The sequence below is a fragment of the Photobacterium angustum genome (genome assembly GCF_003026365.1).
Taxonomy (GTDB): Bacteria; Pseudomonadota; Gammaproteobacteria; order Enterobacterales; family Vibrionaceae; genus Photobacterium; species Photobacterium angustum.
In genome coordinates, this window is sequence record NZ_PYOM01000004.1 from 63,725 (window position 1) to 77,225 (window position 13,501).

Genomic DNA, 13,501 nt, shown 5'->3' on the forward strand with positions numbered 1-13,501 from the left:
TGAACAAACAAGCAGTTAGTATCCTGACAAAAGATACGTAGATATCGCTATAAGCCCACTTATATATAAATAGATAAAAAAACGCCGATACACATAGATATCGGCGTTTATTTTGTCAGCACTTGAGGAATTAGTGCTGATCTAATCATAATGCTACTAAACGGGTTATTTCAGAAAATCGTTGTACAACATGTAAAGGTGAGCAGAGCTCCATGAGAAGTTATTTGCGCCCTGCACTTCGCCCGTTTCTGGATTGTAGTTTTCTTGAATTGGAAGCTGCTTAGTTAAACCTTCTGCATTAGTAAAAAGTTTATTTACCATCTCATGCGCTTCTTTGGTATAGCCATAATTAGCCATCCCCTTCACACCAAAATAAAACTGATCAATCCATACTCGACCACGCCAGTAAATATCGGCACCATAAGCTGGGTTATCAGCAGATGCTGTTCCAAGTGGCACTGTCGTATTAAACTTGCTGGTATCCATCATATTTTGAACAACGGCTTTAGCGGTTGCATCCGTTGCTGCGCCATTAAACAGTGGCGACCAACCTTCAGCTCCCATACCTCGTTTTACAATTGGCTTACCCGCGCAACCATTATTTAATTCTTTCGCTTCAGAACTATCAATATTAATGTCGTAGTAGAAACCAGTGTCAGTATCAAACATACATTTATTAATGTAGTCCTTCGTCTCTTTAGCTTTTTGCGTAAAGGTTTCAGCGGCATCGTTATGACCTAATACCTCAGCAATTTGTGCAAGATATTTATTATCACTGTACCAATATGACGCTTGATCAACCGATTCTTGCATCAATGAGTAACCAATCACTGCACCCGATGCATCTTTGTTCTCACTGAATTTCACTTGCCAATCTTTTTTGGCTAGGTTCAGTTTTGCAGTATTAACCGCATCAGTATTACTGTAAGTCACAGTCTTAGCGTTGATATTATAGCTATTATCAAACTCGTACTTCTCTTTCGCATAACGACCTAGCTGATCGATGATAGCAATTTCGTCAGAATCACTCAGCTCTTGCGCATCAGCAATGGTGTCGATAAAACCAAATACCGCGGCATCATCACGACCTGATTCCCAAGAAGCCGCTGTTTGTGCTGGGCTGCTTATATCAACGTAATTGCCCGACTCTAACAGTGCATTGTAATTATCAATACCATAAGCGACTTGCCATTCTGTATCGCCTTCTAGCTTATATTTGTAAATAAGCTGGCCATCTTTTGTATGCTCAGGATCGACCGCAGCACCATACTCAGGAATACCATTACTGTTGGTATCACGTGCAGTTAACCACCAATCATGATAAGCCACTAACTGTGGGTACATCTCTTCAAGCCATGCTTTGGCATCACTTGGACGGTTATATTTATCTTTCAGCGCTGTGTAGACTTCCCATACCGCCCATGACGCGAGTGATGGTTTGGTATTACGCTCATTCCATGTTTGTGCATCATTAAAATCAGTTAAGCCTAATGCGTCACCACGTTGCTTAGACATGTTCATACCCACCACATCAAGCAAGTAGCCTTTATCATATGGGCGTAGCACATCATCAGCCTGAACTTGGTGTTCAAACACAGTACGAATGTTCTCCATCGCTAAATCAGGATTAAAGTGCGCCATCGCATACGCTTGTTTCCACGTATCCCACGGCCAAGTTAAGTTGCCAGAGAACCAACGTGCGGTTACTGATGGCGTTACCGTATCATGGCTTACCATACCAGCGGGGCTACGCCAGTTACCGGTTAAGGTTTCAATCGCTTTGACAGCAACCCGCTCTTGTTCTGCGGTTGCGTTGTCATTTACTAAACCATGACTTAAGTAACTTTCCCAACGACTAGTGGTCGCATTCATGTATTTAATAGGATTTTTCAAAATATCAGCCACAACTGGCTGCTCTTGCTTCCATTCTTCAGCAGTTAAAGTATGACTAAATACGGTATAGATCTTGGTTTCTTGCTCATTACTAATCTCTGATGTTGATTGATATTCCAAACCTTTTACTGTTGTTTTAGCAGCAATACTGCGATCAATATAAAAAGCAGAATCTCCTCGGGTTCTCACCCACCATGAATCACGTTCTTTACCAAACTGCAGAGTAATATCACCATGATTATCCGTTGTTAAAGTGCGAGTTAAATCTGGTAACTCTTCAGCGACTGTTGCTTCATAACATTCTTGTTTATCATCTTTATCTAATTCACTACATACTGGCTTTTCAACACCATCTAGGGCGTAGAAACGTTCAACTAGTTTGCCGTCCCACAATAACGTAAGATCTTGACCACTATTATTAGTAACGACCGTCTCAACCAATGAGGAACGAGAAGAAACAAACTGCAGTGTCATCTCAACACGAATATCATCGGCGGTTAATGTTTGAATTAACGCGCCCGGAATACTGTAAGCTTTGGCTGTAAAATTAACAGGCTGGCCATCTTTTAAAATAGATAATTTATCGAAATACTCTGCTACCGAAGTATTATATTCTTCAGCAATAGCAGTCACACCAAAACCACCTTTATTTTCTGGATTTGCTTTTAAATCTGGTAATAAGTGGCCATGCCACGCGCCGTCATCATGTAATGGCGTATAAGCCATGTGATCACCAGATCCAACTTCTGCAAGGTGTTTTGGTGTACCTGTGCGATCAATAATGTCTTTAAACTGCAGGGCTAATTCTGGTTTCTTTTTCTCTTCAGACGATGAACTAGACGAATCATCACTATTACAGCCAGCAGTCAATAATAAAGAGCCGATCACTGCAGCAAGCAATGTTTTCTTGGTTACCATTGGATTATTCGTCATTGTTACACCTTTAATATAAAGAGACATTCCACGTTAAAATTTGGACTGCTATTGTATTTTTAGTTTTAGAGTAGCTTGAGTATTACTCTGTACGCGGAAGGAATATTAAGGGCTAAAACCAAGAGTAAAATTGAAGTGAGTCACATAAGTTATTTTACTAAAATTCAAGTTAAGAATACCTTGTAACAATTAGATACAAAAATCAAAAGTAACGTTGCTTTTATTTTTGAAGTAATTTCACACTTTGAAATCATAGTCATTGCTTATCTATTTGTCTTTCTTAACTCATTAAATTTAAAAGTAGATCTTCTCCCCAAACCATATCACTCACGGTGATATTCACCCCAAAATACCAAATAAAAATAAATGACTTATGTAACATTCGTAACAAATCAACCCACTTACTTTTATAGAATTTTATGAGCAACATCACAGTCATTAAAATACGGTATTTCAGTATTTATCTTTATTTTTGTGTTATTTGTTGTTTGAGCCTTAAATAAACCTGAAACTTTCAGTAAAAAAATGATTGAAAAGTAAAAAATCGACTTGAGTTAAAAATAAAAAAGCCACTCACAAAAGTGAGTGGCTTATCTATATAGTTATTTCGCGATATTGCTTAGCGCTGTGTTGCTACTGTCGGTTTCTTTTCTTCTGGTTGAATCATGCCTTGTTGTTTCTTCTCAAAGCGAGAAATCCACCACCAAGCCAAGCCAGAGAATACCGCCGTCATAAAGACATTAATGAAGAACGCACGAACTAAGTCAACACCCGGAGGGAACGCAGATGCCGTCATACTCACCACGAAAATTACGATAAGAATAGATACCACACCCATACCGACTTTTTGTGAGCCCATACGAAAATCACGTGGGGTATCGTCATGCTTCCAGCGGAAAACGAAGTAAGCGATCATGATAAGAATTGGCGGTAACATTGCCGTACCTGCGGTTAGGTTAATAGCGGTATTCATCATCTGCTGTACTGACTCAGAGCCAAAACCGTTAACCACTAACATCGCAAATACAAACGCAAACTGCCACCATGCTGCACGCACTGGTACGCCATGCTCGTTTAGCTCTGTGGTTTTTTCACCGTATACACCTTTAGGAATTTCAGAAAAGTGGATTTTCACAGGTGCTGCTGTCCACATCATCATTGAGCCAAACATCGCAATGAATAGCACAATACCGACAAAACGACCGACTAACGCTTCCGAGATATTAAAATAGTTACCCATACCCGTGAAAATTTCAACCATTCCCCCCGCATACGTTAAATCTTCACGTGCCACGAACACGTTCACAAGTAGAGAGCCAAGGGCATACATACCACCAATGACGATACCCGCGACAATGATCACTTTAATAAATGACTTATGACCGCCTTTAACATCATTAAGATATGCCGCAGCCGTTTCTGCACCACCAGCTGCTTGGAAAATCCAACACATAATACCTAATGTCGCCCAGTTAATGGTTGGCTTCATCGCTTCTAATGTGATTGGTTGTGCCGGTTGATGATCACTACCTAGTGCAAGCAGTGCACCAACGACGTAAATAGCGAACAGTGAGAACACACCATAAGCCACCACTTCAGTGATCTTACCTAACCATGATGCACCCTTGGTTGAAATATGGGTGGCAGCAGCAAATAACACAATCGAAATTACTGACGTTACGATTGGTGAGAAGCTGTACTCATACCCCATCATGGCGTATGAAGCATAAGCGATCACGTTTGGTAGTAATGAGATAAAGAAAAATAGATTAACGAACCAGTACAGGAATGAGCCCATGTACGCCATCTTGGTACCTAAAGGCTGCTTTAGCCAATCGTACATGCCTGATTCTGAGTTTTTATTCGCCGAGACAAATTCAGCGATAATGAATACGAAAGGAATGAAATAGATCATGGTTGCCAACAAAAAGATTGGCGCAGAGCTTAGTCCTAATTCAATATTATTGTTAACGATATTACGAACGTTGAATACCGCTGCGAATGTCATCGACAATAAGGCAAATTTGCCTATCGTACCTCGAGTTACTTCCGTCATATTTACTCCAAAAAAACTATCCATGGGATTCGTTGCCAATCTCATGAATATCAATATCAAAAGTTCAGGCCCACACTGTGAGCCTGATTGTTACGATGCTTGGAACTATTTATTCAAGAAGTAGCCATCTTCGATGGTCACTTTTAGCACCACTTTTCTTATTGGGTTTTCACCTAAGAAACGGTACGCTTTGTCGTTTTCAAAAATCGCAATTTGCCCTTCTGATAACGCAATGACTTCACCACTACCCACCAAGGTTTCACGATCTGTTTCATCTTGGTAAGCCACTTCTGTGGTTAATTGTGCTTTCTCCGCCACTTCCACTTGCTCACAGCCTTCAAGGTAGTAATGCACGTCAAAGTAACGACGGTTACCAGTAAACATACCATTGGTTGGTGTCACACCGTTTTGCACCATGTACACCAGAGAATCACCAATCGAATGCATCACACCTTCTTGGATATTTTCAATATTTTCAATGGCTTCTACACAACGGTTCCATTTACGTCCATTGCGGTACACCAATTTAAATTGCGCTAAGCTATCTAATACGATCATGGATTACGCCTTATTCGTTTGTGGAGCCGTTGTGGTGAAAAATGCTGAGTCAAAGTCGTGATTTGCCAATGCTTGTGGTCGGCAATCGCCAGCCGTGAATGGCAGAATCGTTAAACCGTAACGGAAGCTATCCATGTACACCCGGTATGAATCCAGCACTTCACTACCCCAAGAGTTAGAGCCTAAGCCCATCACTTGGTGATCTAGGTTTAAGGTAATATAGCCACTATTCTCAAGCTCATGGGTATGCTGTGCTTGGTGAAGGTTTTGGTTAGTGTAAAACCATGCACTGAAGTTTATTTCTTGCTGTGGTTTCACTAATACACCTGTGCCATGTTTATCAGCCAATGCAGCCCAACGAACGTGCTGGCGGTTACCGTTATTTTGTGGGAATGGGTAGTTTTCAAACATGTCAGCAACCGTAGTGCTGTAAACATCAATCATGTTAGCTTGGCGACTATCTTGGTAGTTTTCTTCAGGCCCACGACCGTAGTATTGCACCTGATCAAACTCACCATTAATGCCTAAATCCAAACCAATTACAGGGATCACATGTGGGTAGTCACCGTAACGCTCACCACTTAATTCCACATTTAACTGACCTTGTGCATTGACTTGGTAGCGGTAATGACAACGCATACCAAAATCAAACACTGGCGGTGAAATAATGCTAGTGACAGTGATTTCACACTGACCATCGTTCATTTCCACATTAAGGCTTCGGAAGTGCTCTTGCATGATTTGTAGATGAGCAGGGTGCCACAGACCTTCATACTCTTGCTTGTGATTATCGATCATTGGTTTGAAGAAATTCAGCTTAGGCGAAGATTGAATCAACTCTTTGCCATCAACTAACCATGACGTTAACTTACCGTTCACTTTCGAGAAGTTAAGTGCAAAGTTGTAACCTTTCACTACATAATCTAAACGTGTTTCTTCAATCGCTAATTCAGTCGCATTGTGATTAACAAAGCTTTCCAACTGTGCGGTATTAGCTTTTAGCTCGAACTGGTAAACCGCAATATCATGGTTTGCTGTACTGTAGCGAGTGCGAGAATCTTTACGCACAGTGAAGTTTACAAACACTTCACGCTCATCAAGCTCAGGCCATGCCAAGGTGATCATATGCTCTGAGTTTTCAGCCAGATCTGTTAGTTTGATCTGCTCAACCAACAAGGTTTCACCTTCAGCGCGCACTTCTGCGGTAATGGTGTAATCATCAATGTTCGAGAACCACAATTTGTTCTCAACAATGAATTGACCTTGTTTCACATCCACTTCACGGATTTTCACTGGCGCAATCACTTGCTTATATTCTTTCAAGCCTGGACCAGGCGTTTGATCTGGGTAAATCAAACCATCCATACAGAAGTTGTAGTTGTTCGGGTAATCGTTGTAATCACCGCCGTATTTGTAGAATTCAGTGCCGTGTTCATCACGAGCGAGAATGCCGTGATCACACCATTCCCATACGTAGTGACCTTGGATATGATCGTGCTTGTAGAACACGTTTTGGTATTCAGTTAAACCACCAGGGCCGTTACCCATTGCGTGCGCGTATTCACAAATAATGCGAGGTTTCGCATGCGGGAATTCACCAAAGTGATTCATCAATTGCGCACGTGAATACATAGTTGAGATCACATCCACCACTTCAGCGTCACGATCTTCTTCATAATGCACTAAGCGAGTATCATCAATCGCTTTAGTTGCCGTATACATAGCACGAATGTTACAGCCGTAGCCCGATTCATTACCCATAGACCACATGATGATTGATGGATGATTTTTCTGGGCGTGAACATGACGCACAGCACGATCAACAAACACGGTTTCCCATTCAGCATCATCCGTAATACGGCTTAAATCGTCGACATTAGCAAAGCCATGTGTTTCCACATCGGTTTCCGCCATTACAAACAAGCCGTAAATGTCACATAGCTCGTAAAAACGTGGATCATTGGGATAGTGAGCCGTACGTACAGAGTTGATGTTGTGCTGCTTCATCAGCACTAAATCTTTTTCCACACGATCCATACCCACAGCACGACCTTTAAGATGATCGTTATCGTGGCGGTTCACACCGTGTAGCATCACGTATTTGTTGTTGATGTAGAACAGGCCATTACGCACTTTAATGTCGCGGAAACCAACACGCTGCGGGATCACTTCCAGTACATTGCCTTGTCTGTCTTTTAGCGTCAGCAAGAGCTGATAAAGGTATGGATTTTCAGCATTCCATTGCAAAGGAGCTATAACATCAATCGCAAACTGTGCTTTAGCACTATCAGCAACATGAAGATCAGCCACAGCACCTTCAGCGATAAGTGTTATGCCATCCATTAATTGATATTCAACCAATGCTGTTTGTGCGCTTGCCGTTAAGTTTTCTAATTCCACATCACAGCTTAATGTGGCGTTTTGGTATCCGCTATCAAAGTCAGTACGTACCGTAAAATCACGCACATGTAGCTGCTCTTTACCCACAAGGTAAACATCACGGAAAATACCCGCTGTCCACCACATATCCTGATCTTCAATGTAAGTGGAATCCGCCCACTGCATTACACGAACAGACAATAAGTTATTGCCTTGCTGAACAAATGCGCTGATATCAAATTCTGCAGTTAAACGGCTACCTTTGCTAAAGCCAACGTATTGACCGTTCACATACACTTCAAAGTAAGTTTCAACACCGTCAAACTTGATAAGGGTTTGTTTGTTGTTCCAATCTGCACCTAATGTAAATGTGCGTTGATAAGCTCCAGTTGGGTTATCCGATGGTACAAACGGTACATCAATTGGGAATGGGAAACCTTCATCTGTGTATTGAAGATCGCCATGACCTTCCATCTGCCACATGTTAGGAACCGTAATTTGTCCCCACTGTGTCATTGGCTGGCTGTAAAATTCTTCTGGTACTAATAATGGATTTGAAAAATATTCAAATTGCCACTGACCACTAAGCAGCATAAAACGGCTACTTAGCTCACGTTGAAAAGTCGTTGCATGCTTAACTGAATCGTATGAGAAGAAATAAGCACGTGGTGCCATGCGGTTCTCATGCAGATGTTGGAAGTTTTCCCAGTTGTTCACGTTATGCCTCCCGGCTCAAACCGACATTTTTAATCTGTGATCAATCGTGCTAATGACGATGAATCTGTTGGGAGCGATTTTAGTAAAAGTTTTACTAAAATAAATTAATGGAAACGTTTTACATTACGTGAGTCACATTTTACGAGGGGATTTAAACCAATCCTGTGATCGGCTTAAAGGAAGTGGTAGAAGGTCAGTTAACAGAAAGAAAACAGTGTAAATAACGCAACGCTTTTCACAGAAAATAAAAAGGCACTGTAAAAACAGTGCCTTATGAATACTTAATGATTGCTATTTAGTAGTACCACGCAGCTTTAACTTACTTGGCACATAAACTTGTAATGGCATAGTCCGCCCATCTCGCGCCTTTTCCACCAGCAAATTCACCCCTTGTATCCCCATCATTTCAGCGTGAATACGCACGGTAGACAGTGAAGGGAAGGTAAATTTAGCCGTTGGTATATCATTGACACTGATCAGCGCAATATCTTCTGGAATAGCCAGTCCTTGTTCATGGATCGCACGCAGGACGCCAATGGCAATAGAATCAGAAGCAATAAACAACGCACTGGGGTAATCACCATTAGCAAACATCTGCTTTGCTAATTTATAACCAGAAGCGCTAGAAAAATCACCGCGGTAAATATCTTTATTATCTACTACACCTTTTAACTGGCCATATTCAGAAAACGCGATTTCACGAATATCAGCGGTATTTGCCTGATCTTGTCCACCAATGAAACCAATACGTGGATAGCCTTGCTCAATAAAGTAATCGACAATTTGTTTACTGATCCTTTCAAGGTCAATATCCACGCTGTCGTAACGTTCTGAATTATCTGAAAAATCCACAAAGCAGATATTATCGGTTTTCTTTGATAACTCTTTCAATAACTTATCTGAACAGCGTCCAACAATCAGTACCCCTGAAATCGTTGCATCATGGGCATCAAACTTACCGTCGTAACAGTTGATCAAATCAATATCGAGCTTATCGCATTGGGTCTCAATCCCATGACGGATAGAAAGATAATACGGATCATTCACTTCCGCTTCTTGCTTATGGCTATAAAGTGCGACAAAGCAATGCTGTTGTTTTTTCTCAACCACGGCTTTTTTTGAGCTGCTAGTTTTGTATTCGAGTTTTTCAGCAATTTCAAAAATACGTTGTTTGGTCTGTTCTTTTACGCTTAATGACGGATCGTCGTTGAGCACACGCGATACCGTTGCAAGAGAAACCCCTGCTTCATTAGCTATATCTTTTAATGTCGCCATACTTACTTTGCTTCCCATCAACAATGCTCACTATCCTAGTGAGATATTTTGAAAATAACACTTTTTATTATTGTTTTATATTATGCCTAATTTTTTTAGTAAAAACTTTCATATCACCCTAAATTTATAAAACACATAAAAAAATATAATAATAAATATATTCAACAAGTTAAAAAAAACATAGCCTTTTTCCTTTATTCTTCAACGCTCAAATTCTGAAGACTTAACATGTAAACGTTTACACAATGCAAGGTAGATCACAGATCATAAACTCACTTAATTGATAAACTTTTAGCATAAAGTCGAGAACCGCAAGGCGCGGCTCTTCTCTCCATAAATTCAGCAGAGGCGAAAATAGTGGAAGTTTTAGTCACCGGCGGCATGGGATACATCGGCAGCCACACTTGTGTACAAATGCTTCAAGCCGGCATCACTCCTGTCATTATCGATAACTTATCCAATGCAAAAATCGGCGTATTGGCACGTATCGAAGCGTTAACCGGTGAAATGCCAGTGTTTCATCAAGGTAGCGTCCAAGATGAAGCATTTCTCGATAGCATCTTTGCCAAACACGATATTAAAGCCGTGATCCACTTTGCTGGCTTAAAAGCTGTGGGTGAGTCGGTCGAAAAACCACTGGAATACTACGACAACAACGTTAATGGTTCTTTAGTGTTGGCTCGCGCGATGCGTAAAGCCGGCGTGAAAAGCATTGTCTTTAGCTCATCGGCTACCGTATATGGCGATCCTAAAATGGTACCCATCACAGAAGATTCACCAACAGGAGCAACCACCAACCCTTATGGTCGTAGCAAATACATGGTGGAAGAGTGCTTTAAAGATCTGTTCCATGCTGAAAACGATTGGAGCATTACTCTACTACGTTACTTTAACCCTGTAGGCGCGCACCCTTCCGGTACTATGGGTGAAGATCCGCAAGGAATTCCCAATAACCTAATGCCATTTATTGCCCAAGTGGCGATTGGTCGCCGTGATCGATTATCTATTTTTGGCAACGATTACCCAACCCCAGATGGCACAGGTGTTCGTGATTACATTCACGTTATGGATCTAGCAGATGGTCACATTGCTGCACTTAACGTCCTGCGTGAAAAAGCCGGATTACATATTTACAACCTCGGCACAGGAAAAGGCTCTAGCGTATTAGAAATGGTGGATGCGTTTGCTAAAGCGTGCGGTAATCATGTGCCTTACGTTATTTGCCCTCGTCGTGCAGGTGATATTGCAGAGTGTTGGGCAAGCACAGACAAAGCCGAACGTGATCTCAATTGGAAAGCGACGCGCAGCGTTAAAGAGATGACGGTCGATACCTGGAACTGGCAATCAAACAACCCTAACGGTTACTAATTAAGAGAGTAAAACACATGTCTGCTGTTGAATTTAACCCTGTTGATCATCCACATCGCCGTTATAACCCGCTGACTGGTCAATGGATTTTAGTCTCACCACATCGTGCTAAACGTCCTTGGAGCGGTCGAGATGAAAAGCCATCAACCGAGCAACTGCCAAGCTATGACGAGAAATGTTTCCTTTGCCCAACGAACGATCGTATTTCTGGCGATAAAAACCCTGATTACCAAGGTACGTATGTATTTAGTAATGATTTTGCCGCACTAATGCCGGATTCACCAGAAGCACCACAATCGACTAATCCGTTATTTAAAACTCAAGGAGTACGTGGTTTAAGTCGTGTGATCTGCTTCTCTCCCGATCACAGCAAAACCTTACCAGAGCTTCCGGTTGAAAAGATTCGTAACGTGATTGATACCTGGAACGATCAAATTGAAGAGTTAGGTAAAGATTACATTTGGGTACAAGCATTTGAGAACAAAGGCGAGACCATGGGCTGCTCTCAACCTCATCCTCATGGCCAAATTTGGGCGAATAGCTTTTTACCTAATGAAATCGAACGTAAAGAGCACAACCTAAAGGCTTACTACCAAGAAAATGGTCGCAACCTATTGGTCGATTACGTTGAAGCCGAACTAAAAGACGGTTCACGCATTGTGGTTGAGACCGAACATTGGGTAGCGCTAGTGCCTTACTGGGCAGCATGGCCATTTGAAACCATGCTGTTACCTAAAACGCATATCCGTCGTATGAGTGAACTCACTGATGCGCAACGTGACGATTTAGCGTTAGCGATCAAAAAGCTGACAAGTCGTTACGATAATCTATTTCAATGCTCTTTCCCTTATTCAATGGGCTGGCATTACGCCCCTTTCTTTGAACAAGGCACTAACATTGACCATTGGCAATTACATGCGCTGTTTTATCCACCACTACTACGTAGCGCATCCGTGCGTAAATTCATGGTCGGCTATGAAATGTTAGCAGAGAGCCAACGTGATTTAACCGCAGAGCAAGCTGCACAACGCCTACGTGATCTCAGCGATATTCACTACAAAGAACAAAAATAAGTTATTGCTTACTTACACTTTTTCATAGATATAACTGCGGTATTAGTACTCTATTTTGTGAGATTTTTTATGTCTGATCTAATTTCAAATGTTAAACACGCCTTCACCACGGTATTAGGCTACCAACCAAGCCACCTTATTCAAGCACCGGGTCGTGTAAACCTCATTGGCGAGCATACCGACTACAATGATGGTTTCGTTTTACCTTGTGCCATCAACTACCAAACCGTGGTCGCTGCTGCGCCTCGTACCGACAATATCATTCGTGTGGTATCGGTTGATTATGACAATGCCACCGATGAATTTGATCTCACCCAACCTATCGAATTCCAACAAGATAAGATGTGGGCAAACTACATTCGTGGCGTAGTGAAATGTTTACTTGAACGTGGCTTCACTTTCACGGGTGCTGATATTGCAGTAACAGGTAATGTTCCTCAAGGTGCAGGATTAAGCTCATCTGCAGCACTAGAAGTAGTGATTGGTCAAACCTTTAAGGTGCTTTATAACCTTGAGATCAGCCAAGCAGACATCGCCTTAAATGGTCAGCAAGCTGAAAACCAATTCGTAGGCTGTAACTGCGGCATCATGGATCAGATGATCTCTGCCGAAGGTCGTGAAAATCATGCGATGCTATTAGATTGCCGTAGCCTAGAAACCCAAGCGGTATCCATGCCTGAAGACATGGCAATTGTGATTATCAACTCCAACAAAAAACGTGGCTTAGTAGACAGCGAATACAATACCCGTCGTCAGCAATGTGAAGAAGCGGCTCGTATCTTTGGTGTTAAAGCACTGCGTGATGTCACCATTGAGCAATTTAATGCCAAAGCGCACGAACTGGATGAGCTAGTAGCGAAACGTGCTCGCCATGTAATCACTGAAAACGATCGTACCGTTGAAGCAGCGACAGCCTTACGTAATAACGATATGAAGCGTATGGCTGAGCTAATGGCACAATCTCATGCCTCTATGCGCGATGATTTTGAAATCACAGTATTTGAAGTCGATACTCTTGTTGAAATCGTCAAAGACGTGATTGGCGAGCAAGGCGGTGTGCGCATGACAGGCGGCGGCTTTGGTGGCTGTATTGTCGCACTCGTGCCACCAACATTAGTGGATGATGTAAAAGCAGCCGTTGAAGCGAAATACCAAGCTGCAACAGGACTAAAAGAGTCAATTTACGTCTGCCAAGCTAAAGATGGCGCAGGCAAGATCGCTTAATTCATTCAATTAACAATTAAGGAGC

Annotated in this window: 8 protein-coding genes; 3 read left to right on the forward strand and 5 right to left on the reverse strand. The window is 41.9% G+C overall.

Features of this window, described 5'->3' with window-relative positions; all coding sequences use genetic code 11:
* Window positions 1-165: 165 nt before the first annotated feature.
* The 5 genes from ygjK to ebgR form a co-directional block, all read right to left on the reverse strand.
* Entirely contained in the window at window positions 166-2,811 is a 2,646-nt protein-coding gene (gene ygjK / locus CTN01_RS05275; RefSeq protein ID WP_045148596.1) for an alpha-glucosidase, read from the reverse strand.
* 634 nt (window positions 2,812-3,445) lie between these two features.
* Window positions 3,446-4,882: an amino acid permease gene (locus CTN01_RS05280; protein WP_045148460.1), complete on the reverse strand. Its 1,437-nt coding sequence runs from the start codon at window positions 4,880-4,882 to the stop codon at window positions 3,446-3,448.
* Between the two features lie 105 nt (window positions 4,883-4,987).
* Window positions 4,988-5,440: a beta-galactosidase subunit beta gene (locus tag CTN01_RS05285; RefSeq protein WP_045148461.1), complete on the reverse strand. Its 453-nt coding sequence runs from the start codon at window positions 5,438-5,440 to the stop codon at window positions 4,988-4,990.
* A gap of 3 nt (window positions 5,441-5,443) precedes the next feature.
* The gene (gene ebgA, locus CTN01_RS05290; RefSeq protein ID WP_045148463.1) at window positions 5,444-8,536 is read right to left on the reverse strand and encodes a beta-galactosidase subunit alpha; all 3,093 of its coding nucleotides are present in this window, start codon (window positions 8,534-8,536) and stop codon (window positions 5,444-5,446) included.
* Between the two features lie 291 nt (window positions 8,537-8,827).
* On the reverse strand, window positions 8,828-9,811 hold the full coding sequence (gene ebgR / locus CTN01_RS05295) for a transcriptional regulator EbgR (RefSeq protein WP_045148597.1): 984 nt from the start codon (window positions 9,809-9,811) through the stop codon (window positions 8,828-8,830).
* A 357-nt stretch (window positions 9,812-10,168) separates the two neighbouring features.
* On the opposite strand from ebgR, the gene galE reads away from it, so the two are divergent.
* The 3 genes from galE to galK all read left to right on the forward strand — a co-directional run bounded on the left by galE (window position 10,169) and on the right by galK (window position 13,476).
* On the forward strand, window positions 10,169-11,179 hold the full coding sequence (gene galE / locus CTN01_RS05300; RefSeq protein ID WP_045148465.1) for a UDP-glucose 4-epimerase GalE: 1,011 nt from the start codon (window positions 10,169-10,171) through the stop codon (window positions 11,177-11,179).
* Window positions 11,180-11,196: 17 nt separating this feature from the next.
* Window positions 11,197-12,252 (forward strand): UDP-glucose--hexose-1-phosphate uridylyltransferase, encoded by a 1,056-nt coding sequence (locus tag CTN01_RS05305; RefSeq protein WP_045148466.1) that lies wholly within the window; start codon window positions 11,197-11,199, stop codon window positions 12,250-12,252.
* 69 nt (window positions 12,253-12,321) lie between these two features.
* A complete protein-coding gene (gene galK / locus CTN01_RS05310; protein ID WP_045148468.1) occupies window positions 12,322-13,476 on the forward strand; it encodes a galactokinase in 1,155 nt (384 codons plus the stop codon).
* Window positions 13,477-13,501 lie beyond the last annotated feature (25 nt).